At 64.9% G+C, this 19,389-nt stretch carries 16 protein-coding genes; 8 read left to right on the top strand and 8 right to left on the bottom strand.

All coding sequences use genetic code 11. The annotated features are described in order from the left end of the window. Nucleotides 1-228 precede the first annotated feature (228 nt). A complete protein-coding gene (locus tag ACK5IR_RS11930; protein WP_416929174.1) occupies nucleotides 229-801 on the bottom strand; it encodes a hypothetical protein in 573 nt (190 codons plus the stop codon). A gap of 513 nt (nucleotides 802-1,314) precedes the next feature. On the opposite strand from ACK5IR_RS11930, the gene ACK5IR_RS11935 reads away from it, so the two are divergent. After that, nucleotides 1,315-1,761, top strand: a complete 447-nt coding sequence (locus ACK5IR_RS11935) for an NUDIX hydrolase (protein ID WP_416929176.1) — start codon at nucleotides 1,315-1,317, stop codon at nucleotides 1,759-1,761. A gap of 99 nt (nucleotides 1,762-1,860) precedes the next feature. Here the strand turns inward: ACK5IR_RS11935 and ACK5IR_RS11940 are convergent, their stop codons facing one another. From ACK5IR_RS11940 to ACK5IR_RS11960, 5 genes are read right to left on the bottom strand one after another with little or no spacing between them, the layout of a single operon-like run. Further along, nucleotides 1,861-2,808 carry an ABC transporter substrate-binding protein gene (locus tag ACK5IR_RS11940; RefSeq protein ID WP_416929178.1) on the bottom strand — a complete coding sequence of 316 codons (948 nt, stop codon included), beginning with the start codon at nucleotides 2,806-2,808 and terminating at the stop codon, nucleotides 1,861-1,863. 45 nt (nucleotides 2,809-2,853) lie between these two features. Continuing rightward, nucleotides 2,854-3,858 (bottom strand): ABC transporter permease, encoded by a 1,005-nt coding sequence (locus ACK5IR_RS11945; RefSeq protein ID WP_416929180.1) that lies wholly within the window; start codon nucleotides 3,856-3,858, stop codon nucleotides 2,854-2,856. Then, nucleotides 3,851-5,353 carry a sugar ABC transporter ATP-binding protein gene (locus ACK5IR_RS11950; RefSeq protein WP_416929222.1) on the bottom strand — a complete coding sequence of 501 codons (1,503 nt, stop codon included), beginning with the start codon at nucleotides 5,351-5,353 and terminating at the stop codon, nucleotides 3,851-3,853. The genes ACK5IR_RS11945 and ACK5IR_RS11950 overlap by 8 nt, the downstream gene beginning before the upstream one ends. Before the next feature lie 59 nt (nucleotides 5,354-5,412). After that, on the bottom strand, nucleotides 5,413-6,561 hold the full coding sequence (locus ACK5IR_RS11955; protein ID WP_416929182.1) for a Gfo/Idh/MocA family protein: 1,149 nt from the start codon (nucleotides 6,559-6,561) through the stop codon (nucleotides 5,413-5,415). Nucleotide 6,562: 1 nt separating this feature from the next. Next, nucleotides 6,563-7,621, bottom strand: a complete 1,059-nt coding sequence (locus ACK5IR_RS11960; RefSeq protein ID WP_416929184.1) for a sugar phosphate isomerase/epimerase family protein — start codon at nucleotides 7,619-7,621, stop codon at nucleotides 6,563-6,565. A 204-nt stretch (nucleotides 7,622-7,825) separates the two neighbouring features. On the opposite strand from ACK5IR_RS11960, the gene ACK5IR_RS11965 reads away from it, so the two are divergent. Then, nucleotides 7,826-8,890 (top strand): LacI family DNA-binding transcriptional regulator, encoded by a 1,065-nt coding sequence (locus ACK5IR_RS11965; RefSeq protein ID WP_416929186.1) that lies wholly within the window; start codon nucleotides 7,826-7,828, stop codon nucleotides 8,888-8,890. A 26-nt stretch (nucleotides 8,891-8,916) separates the two neighbouring features. Further along, nucleotides 8,917-10,248, top strand: a complete 1,332-nt coding sequence (locus tag ACK5IR_RS11970) for a cytochrome-c peroxidase (protein WP_416929188.1) — start codon at nucleotides 8,917-8,919, stop codon at nucleotides 10,246-10,248. A gap of 13 nt (nucleotides 10,249-10,261) precedes the next feature. On the opposite strand, the gene ACK5IR_RS11975 is transcribed toward ACK5IR_RS11970, so the two are convergent. After that, nucleotides 10,262-11,812, bottom strand: coding sequence for a CRTAC1 family protein (locus tag ACK5IR_RS11975; RefSeq protein ID WP_416929190.1), 1,551 nt, complete (start codon nucleotides 11,810-11,812; stop codon nucleotides 10,262-10,264). Next, nucleotides 11,809-13,080, bottom strand: coding sequence for an ROK family protein (locus ACK5IR_RS11980; protein WP_416929192.1), 1,272 nt, complete (start codon nucleotides 13,078-13,080; stop codon nucleotides 11,809-11,811). The genes ACK5IR_RS11975 and ACK5IR_RS11980 overlap by 4 nt, the downstream gene beginning before the upstream one ends. Before the next feature lie 211 nt (nucleotides 13,081-13,291). On the opposite strand from ACK5IR_RS11980, the gene xylF reads away from it, so the two are divergent. The 5 genes from xylF to xylA all read left to right on the top strand — a co-directional run bounded on the left by xylF (nucleotide 13,292) and on the right by xylA (nucleotide 19,221). After that, nucleotides 13,292-14,320 (top strand): D-xylose ABC transporter substrate-binding protein, encoded by a 1,029-nt coding sequence (xylF, locus tag ACK5IR_RS11985; RefSeq protein ID WP_416929194.1) that lies wholly within the window; start codon nucleotides 13,292-13,294, stop codon nucleotides 14,318-14,320. A gap of 83 nt (nucleotides 14,321-14,403) precedes the next feature. Beyond that, nucleotides 14,404-15,702 (top strand): sugar ABC transporter permease, encoded by a 1,299-nt coding sequence (locus ACK5IR_RS11990; protein WP_416929196.1) that lies wholly within the window; start codon nucleotides 14,404-14,406, stop codon nucleotides 15,700-15,702. A 2-nt stretch (nucleotides 15,703-15,704) separates the two neighbouring features. Beyond that, nucleotides 15,705-16,481, top strand: coding sequence for an ATP-binding cassette domain-containing protein (locus ACK5IR_RS11995; RefSeq protein WP_416929198.1), 777 nt, complete (start codon nucleotides 15,705-15,707; stop codon nucleotides 16,479-16,481). After that, nucleotides 16,481-17,920, top strand: a complete 1,440-nt coding sequence (gene xylB, locus ACK5IR_RS12000; protein ID WP_416929200.1) for a xylulokinase — start codon at nucleotides 16,481-16,483, stop codon at nucleotides 17,918-17,920. The genes ACK5IR_RS11995 and xylB overlap by 1 nt, the downstream gene beginning before the upstream one ends. Continuing rightward, entirely contained in the window at nucleotides 17,917-19,221 is a 1,305-nt protein-coding gene (gene xylA / locus ACK5IR_RS12005) for a xylose isomerase (RefSeq protein ID WP_416929202.1), read from the top strand. Before xylB ends, xylA begins: the two co-directional genes overlap by 4 nt. The last annotated feature ends 168 nt before the right edge of the window (nucleotides 19,222-19,389 follow it).

Genomic DNA, 19,389 nt, shown 5'->3' on the forward strand with positions numbered 1-19,389 from the left:
TTCTGCCTTCTGTCGGATTTCCTACCCGGATCGCATGCGGAACAGAAAAAGCGGTCGTTCGTATCTAGCACGGCGAACGACTGGAAAGAGCCCATTTTTCCTGTTTCTGTACTACTAACGAATGTCAGCAACCGTCTCCCGGCAGAGCGCGATTTCTCACTGTCTCTTTGCGGGTAGCGGGGGTCGATTCCGGTAGGGGCTGGATCGTAGCATAAGCCATGTTTACCCTTAGAACGTACAGTATTCGTCCTGATACTGGTTCAACAGTGCAAGTAAACGGCGAGGCTGCGTTTCATTCGCGACAGGTTCCATCAAAAATCGGATGAACAAGACAGGCTGTTCAATCTCGACACCTGCTGTGTCCGACCAGATTAGAGGCTCATAGGGGGGCTCAAAATACAATTGGAGCAATGCTGTACCGTTTGGCTCGTTACCTCTCCCTACCACGAAAGCAAACTCATTGCCAATCGGGACCGATGAGTCCGGAATGCGTGTGCGTGCCAAATCGAATGTGATCTCGACCGATGGTTCTTCCAAAGGATTTTGGTCGTGAATTTTTACTGTCCGAGCCGTCACGTCACAGCCATTCACCTCCATTTCGCGGCGATAAATCAGCGGGGGAAGCAGCGTCCCACCGACACCTGAGCCTGCGCTGGAAATTTCACCCGTATAAAAATAAGCTTGGCTTGACGTGACCGACGCCTCTTCGATCTGACTGGCAAGCACGGATTGCGCGTCATCGGCTTGCGCATCGAATCCTATGAAGAACAAGATCATCGAGAAAGCAAATCGCAGGTTCATTAGCATCGTCTCGTTTGAATATGGGATAATTTTGGACAATTTTCGCGCCAATAAGATAGAGCATTTATGAACTGAAATATCCAGTAGCTTCAAATGGTACAGGGCTTGCGGATTTTCTTATGATCCTGCCCCTATGGCCGTCTGGGGCGCAGCCAAGCATCCTGCCTAAGCGGAAATAGCAGTCATTCGCGCAGCCGCAGCGAATTGCCGCTTCGTCCGCTCACCGGACCTTCGCGCGCCTAGCGTCGAAAGTCCGGTTTGGGTCGGAAATGCCTGACGATTGGGTCAAGAGTGCTTGGCGCCGCCCACTGACAGGTTCAGAAAACCCGGCGCATCGTGTCAAATATGCACGGCGTTCGACATCCGTATTCGTTGAAGATCTCAGCCGGAGCGTCCGGGCGGGTGCGGCGGGCGTCCGGGTGTGGGGCGGGGCGGTCTTGCCCATTTCGTCGTTCGCGGCCATCCTGTTCCGGCCGGACGGATTGCTTTGGCGCAGCGCGGGATTTAACGGAAATGACCGGTTTTTGCGGGGCGAAGGTTGCGATCCTTTACAACGGTCATGTCCTGTCCATCCTGCGTGACGACGATGCCCGCATTCCCTTTCCCGGCCAATGGGACCTTCCCGGTGGCGGCCGGGAGGACGGCGAGACACCGGTGGAATGTGTCATCCGCGAAACCGCCGAGGAGCTATCGCTTCACCTTTCGCCCACAGACATCACCTGGCAAAAGCGCTACACCGGCACGCCGCCGGCCTCGGGCATTTCGTGGTTTCTGGTCGCAAGGCCGCCGGTTCTCGACCCCGCGCATATCCGGCTTGGCAACGAGGGGCAGATGTGGAGATCGCTCACCATCGCCGATTTCATGTCGCTCGAAAATGCCGTTCCGCACCTGAAGCTGCGGCTGGCCGATTATCTCGGCCGGACAGACCGGGCACTGGTGACGCCAGTCCCGGCGTCCTGAAATCCGCCTGCGGACAAAAGGGAAAGCCCCGATGCGCTGCCGGAAACGAAAAGCGCCCGGCAACCGGCCGGGCGCTTCTGGTGTCGGACAGCCGCGCGATCAGAACGGGCTGTCGGGGAAGTAGAATTTCTCGGCGTTGTCCCTGGTGATCAGCACCGAGCCGATGATGAAGGTGCCCGAGACCGGCGCGTTCGAGACATAGTTGAGCGCCGTCAGTTCGATGGCCGTTGCCGCCATCGAGGGCGGATAGGTCACGTTGGCCTTGACGTAGGGATCTTCGTCGCGCACGCGGGCGATCATTTCCTTCATGCCGGCACCGCCAAGCACCCACATCTCGTCCATCCGGCCGGATTCCTTGATGGCGGCCAGAACGCCCACCGCCATATCGTCGTCCGAGGCCCACACGGCGTCGATCTCGGGGTATTTCGACAGGAAATCCTGCATCACCTTGAAGGCGTCGTCGCGGTTCCAGTTGCCGTGCTCCATGCCCAGCACCTCGATGTTCCTGCCGTCGATGGCGGCCAGGAACCCTTCGACCCGCTCGTTGTCGATGGTGGTGGGAATGCCGCGCAGGATAACGATCCTGCCGCCGTCGGGCAGCATCTCGGCAAAGAACTGGCCCGCGACGCGACCGAAGCCGGGGTTGTCGCCGGCGACGTAGAGGTCCTCGATACCGTCCTCCGAAAGGCCACGATCGATCACCGTCACCCAGGCGCCCGCGTCCTTCACCCGCTTGACCGGTGCGGTCAGCGGCTCGGATTCGAACGGCAGAACCACCAGCGCGTCGATATTGCGCGTAGCCACCATATCCTCGATATCGTTGACCTGCTTGGCCGGATCGCCGGCGGTCGCAAGCACGAAATCGAGCTGCGGATAGGTCTCCTCCAGCCGGGCGATGGCCTGCTCGGTGTGAAAGTTCAGACCCCCCGCCCAGCCATGGGTCGCCGCCGGAATCGATACCCCGATCACCGTCGTATCCTGGGCGAAGGCCGGCGGAACCAGCGCCATCGCGAGCGCCGCGGCACCGAACATGTGTTTCATCGTCATTTCCTCACTCCCTGTGTTTGCCTCTTGCTGGCGGGCTTTCTCCCGTCAGCGGGCCGGTTTCCTGGCACGTTGGAGAACAACCGCCAGAATGATGATGACGCCCTGGATCGCCCCGTTCAGATAGGGGCTTACCAGATCCGTCAGGTTCAGGATATTGTCGATCAGCCCGAGGATCAGCACACCCACCACGGTGCCCCAGACCCGGCCGAAACCGCCCTTGAGCAGCGTGCCGCCGATGATGACGGCGGCGATGGTTTCCAGTTCCCACAGAAGACCGGTGGTGTTCGAGGCCGAGCCGAGGCGCGGCACGTAGAGCACCGACGCCAGCCCGACCAGCAGCCCGAGCACGACATAGGTCATCATGCGCACGCGGTTGACGTGGACGGCGGAATAGCGCGCCACCTGCTCGTTCGAACCGATGGCGGCGCAGTGGCGGCCGAAGGCGGTGCTGCGCATGGCGATCTCGCCCAGCACGGCAACCAGCGCGAAGACGAGGATCGGCCAGCGGATACCGAACAGACCGCCGTAATAGACCGGCTCGTAGAGACCGCCGAGCGCGAAATTGAGCGATATGGTGCCGCCGTCGGCCAGCCAGGTGACCAGCGAACGGAAGATCACCATCGAACCGAGCGTGACGATGAACGCCTCGATCCCCATCCGGGTTATCAGCAGGCCGTTAAGCGCCCCCAGCAGTGCACCCAGCATCAGCCCGGCCCCCGCACCCAGAACGATCACCCCCCAACTGGTTCCGATCGCCGGAATCAGGGCGTTCATGATCAGGATCATCACCCCCGCGATGAAGGCGGTCATCGAGCCTACCGACAGGTCGAGCCCACCGGCGGTTATGACAAAGGTCATGCCGACGGCGATGATCCCGATGAAGGCCGAGCGCGACAGAACGTTGACGATATTGCGCGCGGCCAGGAAATCGGGATTGAGCAGCGCGCCGATCACCACAAGCACGACAAGCGCGACAATCGGACCAAGCACCTGAATATCCAGGCGGAACCGGCCCCTGTTGCCTGCGGAAGTTGCCGGTGTCTCAGCCATTCGCGCCCTCTTTCCTGTCCAGTCCCATGGCGAGGCGCAGGATTGCGTCCTCGTTCACGTCGTTCCCCGATACCTCGCCCGCCACCCGGCCGCTGCGCATCACCACCACCCGGTCACACAGGCCGATGATCTCGGTCATCTCGGAGGAGATGACGATCACCGAATGGCCGTTGTCGATCAACCCGTGAATGAAGCCGTAGAACTGCTGCTTGGTGCCCACGTCGATGCCGCGCGTCGGCTCGTCGATGATAACAATCTGCGGCCCGGCCAGCATCGTCTTGGCCAGCAGCAGCTTCTGCTGGTTGCCGCCCGACAGGTTGCCCACCAGCACCTCGCGCGATGGGGCGCGGATGTCGAATTCCCCGATGGCGCGGGTCAGCGCCGCCTCCTCGGCCGGCCTGTCGATCAGCACGCTGGTGAACTTCTTCAGCGCCAGAAGCGTCAGGTTGCGCCGCATGTCCTGCGTCAGGATCAGCCCGTGTTCCTTGCGGTCCTCGGGCAGATAGACCAGCCCGGCATCCATCGCCGCCTCGACCGAACGGATCGCCACCGGCGCGCCGTTGATCGCGATCGCCCCAGTTGCCGGCCGCACACCGATCAGACCCTCCATCAGTTCGGTACGGCCGGAACCGACAAGCCCGGCAAAACCCAGTATCTCGCCGCGCCGCAGGGTGAAGCTGACATCCTTCACATCGTTTTCGACTGAAACCCCCGTCACTTCGAGCACCGGCGCCGCATCGTGCGGCGGTTGCTTGGGCGGGAACATGTCGGACAATTCCCGCCCGACCATGGCTTCGGCCATCCGGTCGACGCTCAGTTCGCCGCGCCCCGCCGTCACGATCATCCGCCCGTCGCGCATGACGCTGACCCGGTCGGCGATGCGCGCCACCTCGTCGAGCTTGTGCGAGGTATAGAGGATCGCCACACCCTCGGCCCGGAGCCGCTCGATCTGCCGGAACAGCACCTCGGTCTCGCGCGTCGTCAGCGCCGCCGTCGGCTCGTCCATGATCAGTACGCGCGCGGCGCGCGAAAGCGCCTTGGCGATCTCGACCATCTGCTTTTCCGGGACCGAAATATCGGAAACCCTGGCGCGCGGGTCGAGCGGCGTGTCGAGTTCCTCCAGCAGAGTCCGGGTGCGCGCCCGCATCGCCGCCTTGTCGAGCAGCCAGCCCCGCTTCAACTCGTGGCCGAGAAAGATGTTCTGCTCGACCGACAGAAGCTGGGCGAGGTTGAACTCCTGATGGATCAGCGTCACGCCCCGCGCCTCGGCCTGCCGCGAGAGGGCGAAGCTGACCGGCGCACCATCGAGCGCGACCTGCCCCGACGACGGCGCCAGATAGCCCGACATGATCTTCATCGTCGTCGATTTCCCGGCGCCGTTCTCACCGATCAGGGCGTGCACCTCGCCGGGGAAAAGCGCGATGTCGATGTCGTGCAGGATCTGCACCGGACCGAAGGACCGGCTGACGCTCCTCAGTTCCAGCACCGGCGCCACCGGCAGCGCTGGCTGCGGTGGCGCGTTTGCTGAATGGGCTGCGGTCGCCGCCACGGCGTTCAGGCCAGCCTGATCCACGCTGCATTGCGGGCCGAGGACCGCACGCAGGCATCGACAAAGGCAACCCCCGCCACCCCGTCATCGACCGTGGGATAGACCACATCCGCCGGTACCGGCTGCCCGGCCATCTTCGCCCGGATCGCCTGCGCGGCCTCGGCGTAGATATTGGCAAAGCCCTCCAGATACCCCTCGGGGTGGCCGCCCGGCGTGCGGCTGACACGCGCCGAGACATCGCGCGCGCCCGCACCGGCACGGGTCAGCAGGCGCCTGGGCTCGCCAAAGGGCGTGAACCACAGGTAGTTCGGATCCTCCTGCGCCCATTCCAGCCCGCCCCTGTCGCCATAGACTCGCAGGCGCAGCGCGTTTTCGTTGCCGGGCGCCACCTGGCTGCACCACAGCATCCCGCGCGCCCCGCCCTTGTAGCGCAGCATCACGTGGGCGTTGTCGTCCACCCTTCGGCCCTCGACGAAGCGCTGAAGATCGGCCGACAGCGATTCGAGTTCCAGACCGGTGACGAAACCGGCAAGGTTGAAGGCATGGGTGCCGATATCGCCGGTGGAACCGCCCGCCCCCGAACGCGCCGGGTCGGTCCGCCATTCGGACTGCTTGTTGTCGCCACTCGTCTCGACCGCCTCGGTCAGCCAGTCCTGCGGATATTCGACCTGAACCACCCGGATCGTGCCGATCTCGCCGCCGGCGATCATCCCGCGCGCCTGCCGGACCATCGGATAGCCGGTATAATTGTGTGTCAGCACGAACAGCGCATCGCTTTCATGCGCCAGTTTCGCCAGCCGGCGCGCGTCGGGCAGGGCCGAGGTCAGCGGCTTGTCGCAGATGACGTGGATGCCGCGTTTCAGAAACTCGCGCGCCACCGGATAGTGCATGTGGTTTGGGGTGACGATGGCAACGGCGTCGATACCGTCCTTCAGGCGCTTTTCGCGGATCGCCATCTCGCGGAAATCCGAATAGCTGCGATCGGGGGCAAGACCCAGCCACTCACCGCTTTCCCGCGCCTTTTCCGGGGTCGAGGACAGCGCGCCGGCGACCAGATCGAAATGCCCGTCCATCCGCGACGCGATGCGGTGAACCGCCCCGATGAAGGCGCCCTTGCCACCGCCGATCATGCCCAGCCTGATACGTTCAGCCATTTCAGCCCCCGATCCCCAGCATCCTGCGGTTCGCGGCCTCGTCGGCACCGCTACCGGCGAAATCGTCAAACGCCTTGTCGGTCACCCGGATGATGTGGTCGCGGACGAATTGCGCCCCTTCGCGCGCGCCGTCCTCGGGGTGTTTCAGCGCGCATTCCCATTCGACAACCGCCCAGCCGTCGAAATCGTTTGCCGCCATCTTCGAGAAGACCGCCTTGAAATCTACCTGCCCGTCGCCCAGCGAGCGGAACCGCCCCGCCCTGTCGACCCATGACTGGTAGCCGCCATAGACCCCCTGGCGGCCGGTCGGGTTGAACTCGGCATCCTTGACGTGGAACATGCCGATCCTGTCCCTGTAGATTTCGATATTGTCCAGATAATCAAGGCATTGCAGCACGTAGTGGCTGGGATCGTAGAGCATCATCGCGCGGGCGTGGTTGCCTGTGCGCTCCAGGAACATCTCGTAACTGATGCCGTCGTGCAGATCCTCGCCGGGGTGGATTTCGTAACAGAGATTGACGCCACATTCCTCGGCATGGTCCAGGATCGGTTTCCAGCGGCGGGCAAGCTCGTCGAACGCCGTCTCGACCAGCCCGGCGGGGCGCTGCGGCCACGGGTAGACAAAGGGCCAGGCCAGCGCGCCGGAGAACGTCGCCTGCGCGGTCAGCCCCATGTTCCGCGAGGCGTTCAGCGCCAGTTTCACCTGCTCCACGGCCCATTCCTGTCGTGCCTTGGGATTGCCGTGCACCTCGGGGGCGGCAAATCCGTCGAACGCCGTGTCATAGGCGGGATGCACCGCGACAAGCTGGCCCTGAAGGTGGGTCGAAAGCTCGGTCACCGCAACGCCGTTTTGCGCCGCGACGCCCTTGAACTCGTCGCAGTAATCCCTGCTTTCGGCCGCTTTTTTCAGGTCGATCAGGTTTGCGTCCCAGCTTGGCACCTGCACGCCGGCAAACCCTGTCTCGGCCGCCCATTTCGTGATGCCATCCCAGGAGTTGAAGGGCGCCGCGTCAGCAGCATATTGCGCCAGAAACAGGCCCGGGCCCTTGATCGTCTTCATCGCACAGCCTCCTTGGCCGGCGAATGAGGCAGCGTCCGCGCAGCCCCTCCCCGGCATTTGCGAATCGTTCACATGATCCTTAACCGGCGCATCATACGAGACATGTAATCGTTTACAAGGTGCCAGTTAGTTCGCATGATACGGCAGCGCGGCGGGCTGCAACAGCCGGCCCATCGGCGGAGAACCACGGATCGGCACCGGAAAATGACAGGACGCGCGCCAAGCATCCGCGACGTGGCCAGAACGGCGGGGGTTTCGACCGCCACGGTCAGCCGCACCCTCTCCAACCCCGATATCGTCAGCCAGACGACGCGCGATGCCGTCTTCGCCGCCATTCGCGAAACCGGCTACCGGGTCAACCTGGCCGCCCGCAACCTGCGCCGGCAAGAAACCGGGGCTATCACCGTTCTGGTGCCGAACCTCGCCAATCCGTTCTTCTCGCGCATCCTGTCGGGCATTGCCCGGGTGATGTGGGATGCCGGCTACAACGTGCTGATCACCGACACCACGCCGATGGCGCTCGACGATCACCGTTTTCCCGAATACTTCCGCCTCAACCAGACCGACGGGCTGATCGTGCTGGACGGGATGCTGCGGCGCGATCTGCTGTTGAACCGCGGCGCGCCCGAGACGCGCCCGCCGATGGTCTTTGCCTGCGAATGGATCGACGGTCTCGATCGCCCCTCGGTCACCATCGACAATCGAGCGGCCTCGGCCGGCGCGGTGCGCCATCTGCTCGATCTGGGGCACACCCGCATCGGGCATCTGGGCGGCCCCGGGGGCAATGTGCTGTCGACGACCCGCCTTGCCGGAGCGCGCGGCACGCTCGAAGCCGCCGGGCTGACCCTGCGCGCCGACTGGATCTATCCGGGCGATTTCACCCTGCGCGCCGGGGCCGAGGCCGCCGCGCGCTGGCTCGCATCCGCCGACCGGCCGAGCGCCGTCTTCTGCACCAGCGACGAGATGGCGATGGGCTTTATCGGCGAACTGCACCGCCGTGACGTGCACGTGCCGCGCGAGGTTTCCGTCGTCGGCTTCGACGACCTCGAGATCGCGGCCCATTTCGTGCCGCCGCTTACCACGATCCACCAGCCGCGCGCCGCCATCGGCGCGGCGGCGGCCCGGATGCTGCTGGAGCGGATGAAACTGCCGCCGCGCGAACGCGAGTTGCGGCCGATTCCCCGGATCATCCTGCCGGTGGAACTGGTGATCCGGCACAGCACCGCACCGCCGCCGGCATCTGGAATGCCCCCGAGATCAGGCATATGATGGCGCCACGCTACCCGGACCCGCCCATGCCCCGACCCCTCGCCGCAAGTCTCGTCTTCCTGCTCGGCCTGAGCGCAGCGGCTTTCGCCGCACCGGATCTGCCGCCGCCCGTCACCGACGAGGCCTATGCGCCGGTCGACCCGAAGATGGTCCGCATCGGGCACCTGCTGTTCTGGGATCCGATCCTCAGCGGCAACCGCAACATCGCCTGTGCGACCTGCCACCATCCGGGGTTCGGAACCTCGGACGGCGTTTCGCTGTCGCTGGGCGAGGGCGCAACCGGTCTGGGGCCGGCCCGCCGGCCCGATCCGGACAACATGCCCGAGCAGCGCATCCCACGCAATGCGCCGGCACTTTTCAACCTCGGCGCGGCCGAATTCACCGTATTGTTCGCCGACGGGCGGATCGAAGCCGACCCGGACGAGCCCAACGGGCTGCGCACCCCGCTCGATCAGGAGATGGTCCGGGGCTTTTCGGGCGTGCTGTCGGCCCAGACCATGTTCCCGGTGCTGAGCCAGGACGAGATGGCAGGGCATTACGGCGAGAACGAAGTCTCCAAAGCGGTGCGGTCGGGCCGGCTGACCGGCAGGGATGGTGCCTGGGATCTGATCGCGCAACGGGTTGCGGCGATCCCCGGGTACCGGGCGGCCTTCGAGGCCGCATTGCCCGAGGTCGCGGCTGGCAGGCCCATCGCCTTTACCGACATCTCCAACGCCATCGCCGATTTCATCGCCTTCGAATGGCGCGCCGATAACAGCGCCTTCGACCGCCACCTGCGGGGCGAGGAACCGCTCGCCGCCGACGCACAGCACGGGATGAAACTGTTTTATGGCGAGGCCGGATGCAGCACCTGCCACGCTGGCCCCTTCCAGACCGATCACGCCTTTCACGCCATGGGCACGCCCCAGTTCGGCCCGGGCAAGGCGGAGCGTTTCGAGCGCCACGCAAAGGACGAGGGCCGTTTCCGCGTCACCGGCCACGAGGAGGACAGGTATGCGTTCCTCACCCCCAGCCTGCGCAACGTCGCGCTGACCGCCCCCTACGGTCATACCGGCGCACATCGCGATCTGGCCGCCTTTGTCGCCTATCACCTCGATCCCGCCGGCGGATTGGCAGGCTACGCGCGCAGCCAGCCGGTGTTACAGGCGTTCGACGGCAAGCTGCTGTGGGTGGCCGCCGACGACCCCGAGGAAACCGGCCGCATCCGGGCGGCGGTCGAGGTTGCGCCGCAACAGCGTGCGCCGGACGAAATTGCGGCGCTGGTGGCGTTTCTGAACAGCCTGACCGATCCGGCCGGCGCGCGCGGGCGGCTGGGCATTCCCGACAGCGTGCCCAGCGGCCTGCCGGTGGACAGATGAGCCGGGCGACGACTCACCGCGGCTGGCGCACCTCGATGCCGCCGGCCGCGCGCCGCCAAAGCTCGACACTGCGGTTGGCGGGCACACCGATCCAGCCGCTGACCTCGCCCGAAGGCCAGATGACGCGCAGGTCGACACGGCCCACCGGGCCGAGCCCGAAATGCTCGGGAAGGTTCTTGCCCGATACATGGCCGCCGCCCACCGTGATCTCGCGCGCCATCACGTGGCCGTCCGGCCAGCGCAGTTCCAGCCATGCGCCAACCGCGAACCCGTTGGCTCCGTCCTGTCGCGGCCGAACCTTGAGCCAGTTTCCGGTACCGGCCGACATGTTGCGGTAAAGCTCCATCGGCGCGCGGCGGTTCACCACCACCAGATCGAGCCGCCCGTCGCCATCGAAATCGGCCAGCGCAGCGCCGCGCGAACGAGCCTCGGTAGCGACCCCGGCCTCGACGCTGCGCTCGGCAAACGTTCCGTCGGCCCGCTGGATCAGCAGGTTGTTGGGATCGTTGATGGCGTTCGCCGGCATCTGGTCGACATTGCCCTTGGCGATGAACAGATCGTCGAGACAGTCGTTGTCCACATCGCCAAACTCGGCGGTCCACCCGGTCGACGGGCGACCGTCGTCACCCGTATGCGGGCGCTGCGCGAAGGTGCCAATGCCGAACGGGGCCTGGATATAGGCCGAGGATCCCTCGGACAGCAGCGTCAACTGGTCGGCCATCGAGGTCAGAACCAGATCGGGCCGGCCGTCGCCCGAAATGTCGCGGCTGGCGATCCCCATGCCCCAGATCGAGATCTCGTCCCAGCCGTCGGCCGCTCCCAGCAGGCGCGGAATCCTGTCCATGCGCCACATCTGCTCGGATCCGCCGCGGACGTAATAATGCCGGTCGTTGGAAACGCGCAGATCAGGCCGGCCCTGCCGTGTCCAGTCGGAAAACAGCATCGAAAGCGCGCAATAACCCGGCGAGAGCTCCTGCGCCGGGCGATAGCGGCTGCCATCGGGGCGATAAAGCTGGTTGATATCGCAGGCCTCGAACGGCCCATCGGGATCGCCGCGGTCGACGTAGTTGCCGATGGCCAGGGTCGGCAGGGCATTGCCGGGCTCCCAGGTCGCCGAAAACGCGGTGGACCAGCGGTCGTCCGTCGCGAAGCCGAACGCGCCGGTCGCATCCTCGAACCGGCATGCCCCCAGCCCGCGCAGCAGCACATTCGGCCCGACACGCAATACGGCAAGATCCAGCAGCCCGTCGCTGTCGATATCGAGCGGATAGGCACCGGTAACGCCGGCCAGTTCCGGCAGGCCTTCTCCCGGCGCAAATGAAAAGCCGCCACCCGCCCCTGTCCGGTTGACAAACAGCCGCGCCGGTGCGGCGCCGCCGGCGGCAAATATCTCGGGCAGGTTGTCGCCGTTGCAGTCGAACACCGCCACCCCGCCGCCGACGAAATGCTCCCAGCCACCGGAATAGACATGACTGATCGGCAAGGCCGCGCTCTGGTCCTGAAAACGTATGTCCTGCGCCACGGCCGGCGCGGCAAGGCAAAGGACAAGCGGCAGGTACTTCACGGCGCGGCCTCCGCACCGGTGCGCATCCGGGTGACGGTGTCGAGCGCCAGCGTTGCCGCGCCGCGTGCCCAGACCAGATCGCCCCAGGCGTTGATCTCGATCTTCGGCAGCGCGCGTCCGGTGTTCAGCGTCAGTTCGCGCACCTCGCGCAAAACCTCGTCGGCATAGAGATAGTCGTACCTCATCCGGGCCCCCGACAGGATCACCAGCGAGGGATCGAACAGATTGATGACATTGGCAAGCCCCGCCGCAAGAAAACGCCCGGCGCGGCGAAAGATCGTGCGCGCCGCCTCGTTACCCGCCTTGGCCTGATCGAAGAGCGATTCGAGGATCACCTGCGCCGAACCCGAGGCCGTGCGATGCATGTCGAGCGCAACCGACGCCTCGCGCACCAGCGCATAATCCGAGACATAGGCCTCAAGGCAGCCGCGCTGGCCGCACCGGCACAGTGCACCGTCGATCTGCACCTTGGTATGGCCAAGCTCCATGCCGACCGACCGGGCGCCGCGATAGAGCCGGTGGTTCATCACCAGCCCCATGCCGACACCATATTCCAGCGTGACCACGGCGAAATCGGGCAGCGCGCGGCCGGCACCGTACCACAGTTCGGCCAGCGTCAGCAGGTTGGCATCGTTGTCGACCTGCACCGGCACGCCCATCTTGCGCGACATCAGATCGGCAATCGGTATTTCCGCCCCCCGGATGATCGGCGACCACAGCGCAACGCCGCGCGGATGATCGACCAGCCCGGGAATACCAAGACCGATGGCGGAAATCTCGCTCCGTTCCATTCCCGATTGTGCGAGAAGCCGCGCGAACAACTCGTCGGCCTCGTTCACCAGCAGTTCGACATCGGTGCGCAGGCTCGGCCGTTCGAGGCTGCACTCGGCCACCGGACGCCCGGCAAAGTCGATGACGACACCGGTGTGAACCAGATCGCTCAGCTTGATGCCGGCGACAAATCCCGCTTCGGGCCGGACGGCAAGCGCGACCGGCGGACGGCCGCGACCGGACGGCTCGCGCGGGGACGGAATTTCGCACAGCAACCCGCCGGCCAGCAGATCGGCCACCATCGTCGTGACCGATGCCGGGCTGACGTTGAGGTGTTTGGCAACGTCGATACGCGAAATCTGGCCGTGGGAGCGCACGGTTTCGAACACCTGCTGGCGCAGCGGCGCGGCAGCGGAATCGTGCAGCGGGCGCAGCGGCCCGCACCCCTCCAGCGGCAGGGGCAGCGAGGCCGGCGAAAGGGAAACCTGACGCTGCATTTACTTCAGTCCGGAAATTAACCGCATTGCCGCACCGCAGAAATTCCTCCATTTGCAGCATGATAGTCACAGCGCCCACCCGGGATAGTGGCACATTCTGTCACTGCGGCCAATTTTTATTTTGACAATTAAAATAACATGGCCGATCCTCCGCGATGGGCAGCCTCAGGCCACCCGCCCGCGACGCAGGGCAAAATCACGGGAGGATTTCATGCGTAATCTCTTCATTCCGGCCGCCGCGCTGGCGACCGTCTTCACCACCACCGCGCTGGCGCAGGACCTTACCGTCGGCGTGAGCTGGTCGAACTTCCAGGAGGAGCGCTGGAAGACGGACGAAGCGGCGATCATCGCGGCGCTCGAGGCCAATGGCGCAACCTATATCTCGGCCGATGCGCAATCGTCCTCGGCCAAGCAGCTAGCCGATATCGAGGCGCTGATGTCCCAGGGCGTCGACGCGCTGATCGTGCTTGCCCAGGACAATCAGGCGATCATCCCCGCCGTCCAGGCGGCGGCGGACGAAGGTATCCCCGTGGTCGCCTATGACCGGCTCATCGAGGATCCGCGTGCCTTCTACCTGACCTTCGACAACGTCGAGGTCGGCCGGATGCAGGCCCGCGCCGTGTTCGAAAAGGCGCCCAAGGGCAATTACGTGATGATCAAGGGTTCGCCCACCGATCCGAACGCCGACTTCCTGCGCGGCGGCCAGCAGGAGGTGCTTCAGGCGGCGATCGACGCCGGCGACATCACCATCGTCGGCGAGGCCTATACCGACGCGTGGCTTCCGGCGAACGCACAGCGCAACATGGAGCAGATCCTGACCGCCAACGACAACAACGTCGATGCGGTCGTCGCCTCGAACGATGGCACCGCCGGCGGCGCCGTGGCCGCGCTGACCGCACAGGGCATGGAGGGCCTGCCGGTTTCGGGCCAGGACGGCGATCATGCCGCGCTGAACCGCATCGCCAAGGGCACGCAGACCGTTTCGGTCTGGAAGGATTCGCGCGATCTGGGCAAGGCCGCAGCGGAAATCGCCGTCGGGCTGGCGCAGGGCGGCAACGAAATGGCCGAGATCGACGGCGCGGCCGAATGGACCTCGCCCTCGGGTATCTCCATGATGGCCAGGTTCCTCGAACCCGTGCCGATCACCGCCGACAACCTGACGGTGGTGACGGATGCGGGCTGGATCAGCGTCGAGGCGCTCTGCCAGGGCGTCGAGAACGGACCGGCGCCCTGCAACTGAGCCGTAACCCGACCTGAAACGACACATCCGGCCTCTGCCCTACCGGCAGGGGCCGCCTGCAAGCGCACCCCGGAGAGCGCCTCATGGCTGACAGCACGGACACCCGCGACCTGCCGAAGCAATCCCGCCGGAACATCCTCGACGTAATGGAAATCGACACCCGTCTGCTTGGCATGATCGGGGCATTCATCGTGATCTGCGTCGTGTTCGATGTCTGGACCGGCGGCAGGTTCCTGACCCCCCGCAACATCTTCAACCTGACGATCCAGACCGTATCGGTCGCCATCATGGCCACCGGCATGGTCTTTGTCATCGTCACCCGCCACATCGACCTTTCGGTCGGCGCGGTGCTGGCAACCTGCTCGGCCTTCATGGCGATGACGCAGGTCGTATGGCTGCCGCAATCGTTCGGCATACCGCTCGGCTCGCCGCTGATCGCGCCCGTGGCGATACTGATCGGCGTGATCGTCGGCGTCGCCATCGGCGCCTTCCAGGGATGGCTGGTGGGCTATCTGACCATCCCCGCCTTCATCGTCACCCTCGGCGGGCTGTTTGTCTGGCGCAACGTCGCCTGGCACCTCTCGAACGGCCAGACAGTGGGCCCGCTCGATCCGCAATTCGTCAGCCTCGGCGGGATCGAGGGCACCCTCGGGGTGACCGGAAGCTGGATACTCGGCGCATTGGTGAGCGCGCTTGCCGTCTATCTGCTGGCCAATTCGCGGCGCAACAAGATCGGCCACGGCTTTCCCGTCAAACCGGTCTGGGCCGAGGTGGCGATCGGCGCGGTGACCATCGGCGCGATCATGGGATTCGTCTGGATCCTGAATTCCTACGACATCCCGACCGCCCGTCTGCGCCGCATGTTCGAGGCGCGCGGCGAGGTCATGCCCGACGGTTACCGAACCGCCTATGGCGTGCCCTATTCGGTACTTATCCTGATCGTCGTCGCCACGGTGATGACGGTGGTCGCACAGCGCACGCGGCTCGGCCGCTACATTTTCGCCACCGGCGGCAACCCCGAAGCGGCCGAGCTTGCCGGCATCAACATCCGCTTCCTGACGGTCAAGATCTTCGCCATCATGGGCCTGCTCTGCGCGATCTCGGCGGTAGTTGCGTCGGCGCGGCTGAACTTCCATTCCAACGATATCGGCACGCTCGACGAACTCAGGGTGATCGCCGCGGCGGTCATCGGCGGCACCGCGCTGTCGGGCGGTATCGGCACGATCTATGGCGCCATTCTCGGCGCGCTGATCATGCAGACCCTGCAATCGGGCATGGCGATGGTCGGGGTCGAGGCGCCCTATCAGAACATCGTGGTGGGCATCGTGCTGGTGCTGGCCGTCTTCGTCGATATCCTCTACCGCAAGAGAACGGGGGACTGATCATGAACGCTCCCGCAACACCCGGTCGCGCCACCCCGCTGGTCGAGATGCGCGACATGCGAAAGTCCTTCGGCGGCATCCACGCCGTCAACGGCGTGACCATGGACCTCTACCCGGGCGAGGTCGTGGGCGTGCTCGGCCACAACGGCGCCGGCAAATCGGTGCTGATGAAGATGCTCTCGGGCGCCTACAGGCGCGACAGCGGCGAAATCTACATCAACGGCGAGCTTGCCCATATCAATTCGCCGCGCGACGCGCGCCGCTACAACATCGAGACGATCTATCAGACGCTTGCGCTGGCGGACAATCTCGATGCGGCCTCGAACCTCTTTCTCGGGCGCGAACTGGTCAACCCGATGGGGCTGATGAACGACGCCGCGATGGAGGCTGAAACGCGCAAGATCATGAGCCAGCTCAACCCCAACTTCCAGCGCTTCCACACGCCGGTGGCGGGGCTTTCGGGCGGACAGCGGCAATCGGTGGCGATCAGCCGCGCTGTCTATTTCAACGCCCGCATCCTGATCATGGACGAACCCACCGCGGCGCTCGGTGTCGAGGAAACCGCCATGGTGGCGCGCCTGATCGAACAGCTCAAGGCGCAGGGTATCGGCATCTTCCTGATCGATCACGACATCCATGCCGTGAAACAGCTTTGCGACCGCGCGTCGGTCATGAAGAACGGGCGCCTTGTCGGCACCGTAAAGGTCGATGAGGTCACCGAGGACGACATTCTCGGCATGATCATCCTCGGCAAGAACCCTGAGAAAGGACTAGTGTAATGTATATCGGTCTGGATCTTGGGACCTCTGGTCTCAAGGCACTCCTGATCGACGACGACCAGAAGGTCATCGCCGAAGCAACGGCACCGCTGACGGTTTCGCGGCCCCACCCCGGCTGGTCCGAGCAATCGCCGGCGGGCTGGCTTGCCGCCGCCGCCGACGCCATGGACGGGCTGGCGGCCAGCCGGTCGCTCGCCGGCGTGCGCGGTATCGGGCTTTCGGGCCAGATGCACGGTGCGACGTTGCTCGATTCGGCGCAGAACGTGCTGCGCCCCTGCATGCTGTGGAACGACACGCGCGCCCACGCGGAAGCCGCCGCGATGGACGCGGTGCCGATCTGGCGCGAAATCACCGGCAACATCGTCTTTCCCGGCTTCACCGCCCCCAAGCTGATGTGGGTCAGGAACAACGAGCCCGACATCATCTCCCGGGTGGCGATGGTCCTTCTGCCCAAGGACTACCTGCGCCTGTGGCTGACCGGCGAGGCGGTTTCGGAAATGTCGGACGCCGCCGGGACAAGCTGGCTCGATACCGGGGCGCGCGACTGGTCCGAGACGCTGCTTGAGGCGACAGGGCTCGACCGCGGCTTCATGCCGTCGCTGGTGGAGGGGTCGCAGGCTTCCGGCACGCTGCGCAGGGAGCTGGCCGATCGCTGGGGCATGCCCGCCGATGTTGTGGTTGCGGGCGGCGGTGGCGACAACGCGGCCTCGGCCGTCGGGGTGGGCGTGGTCAACGCCGGCGATGCCTTTGTCTCGCTCGGCACCTCGGGGGTGCTGTTCGCCGCTTCCGACGCCTATCAGCCCGACCCCGCAACCGCCGTGCACACCTTCTGCCACGCCCTGCCCGAAACATGGCACCAGATGGGGGTGTTCCTGGCCGCTACCGACGCGCTCAACTGGTATGCACAGCTCGTGGGCTCCGATGCCGCCACGTTGACCGGCGAACTGACCGGCCTGCGCCCGCCCGGGCGAACGCTGTTCCTGCCCTATCTCGGCGGTGAGCGCACCCCGCATAACGACGCGCGCATCCGCGCCAGCTTTACCGGGCTGGAGCACGCGACCGACCGCGCCGCCGGAACCGCCGCGGTGCTCGAGGGCGTGACCTTTGCCGTGCGCGACAGCTACGACGCGCTGGCCTCGACCGGAACCCGGTTCGACCGGCTGATCGCGGTCGGGGGCGGCTCGCGTTCGGAATACTGGCTCAGGGCGATTGCCACCGCGCTCGACATGCCGGTGCAGGTGCCTGTTGCCGGCGATTTCGGCGGCGCGTTCGGCGCCGCCCGGCTCGGCCTGATGGCGGCCACCGGCGCGGGCGCGGAAATCGCCACCCTGCCCGAGATCAGCAAGGTCGTAGACCCCGAAAAGGGACTGACCGCAGCCTTTGCCGAAGCGCATGCGCGCTATCGCGACACCTACGTAGCCCTGAAAGGTCTGTCATGACGAACTTCTTCGATGGAATCGAACCGGTCCGGTACGATCCGGATTCCGACAGCGAACTGGTCTATCGCCACTACAACCCCGACGAGATCGTCATGGGCAAGCGGATGGAAGACCAGCTTCGCTTTGCCATCGCCTATTGGCACAGCTTCGCCTGGGAGGGCGGCGATCCGTTCGGCGGCACCACGTTCGAACGGCCGTGGTATCCGCAGACATCGATGGAAAAGGCGCGGGTCAAGGCCGATGTGGCCTTCGAGATGTTCGACATCCTCGGCGCACCCTTCTTCTGTTTTCACGACGCCGATGTGCGCCCCGAGGGCGGCAGCTTCGCCGAAACCACCCGCAACCTGGAAGAGATCGTCGATTATTTTGGCGAAAAGATGGAGACCCGCAAGACCGGGCTTCTCTGGGGCACGGCAAACCTCTTTACTCACCGCCGTTTCATGTCGGGCGCAGCGACCAACCCCGACCCGGACGTCTTCGCCTGGTGCGCCGCGACAGTGAAATCCTGCATCGACGCCACGCAGAAGCTCGGCGGGCAGAACTATGTGCTCTGGGGCGGGCGCGAAGGCTACGAGACCCTGCTCAACACCGATCTGGTGCGCGAACGCCGCCAGGCCGGGCGCTTCCTGCAGATGGTGGTCGATTACAAGCACAAGATCGGCTTCAAGGGCACGATCCTTGTCGAGCCCAAACCGCAGGAGCCATCGAAGCACCAGTACGATTACGACGTGAACACCGTCTATTCGTTCCTCAAGGAGTTCGGGCTCGAGGGCGAGGTGCAGATGAACATCGAACAGGGGCACGCCGTCCTCGCCGGTCATTCCTTCGAACACGAACTGGCCATGGCGGCGGCGTTCGGCCTGCTCGGCTCGATCGACATGAACCGCAACGACTATCAGTCGGGCTGGGATACCGACCAGTTTCCCAACAACGTGCCCGAAGTGGCGCTGGCCTATTACGAAGTACTCAAGGCGGGCGGCTTCACCACTGGCGGCACCAACTTCGATTCCAAGGTGCGCCGCCAGTCGCTCGATCCGGTCGATCTGATCGCAGGCCATGTCGGCGCGATGGATGTCTGCGCGCGCGGGCTGAAGGCCGCAGCGGCGATGCTCGGAGACGGTGGACTGGAACGGGCGCGCGAGGAGCGTTACGCCGCCTGGGAACTGCCGCAAAACAGGGACATGCTGGCGAATGGCACGCTCGACAGCATCGCCGGGCGGGTGATCGCCGAAAATATCGATCCCGCCCCGCGCTCGGGCCGGCAGGAGCGGCTGGAAAACTACGTCAACCGGTTCGTCTGACGCCGGCAAGGCAGATGGCGCAACGGCCCGGCACCCTGCCGGGCCGTTTGTCGTTGGGGTGGCACCCCCGTGCGAACCCGTCGCCGCCCGGAAAGACATACCGGAATTCCATAATTTACGCCCTGCGGAGACTCGGATATATTTCGTAAAATTTACGGGGATTCCGAG

It is taken from the genome of Tropicimonas sp. (assembly GCF_047971885.1).
Taxonomy (GTDB): domain Bacteria; phylum Pseudomonadota; class Alphaproteobacteria; order Rhodobacterales; family Rhodobacteraceae; genus Tropicimonas.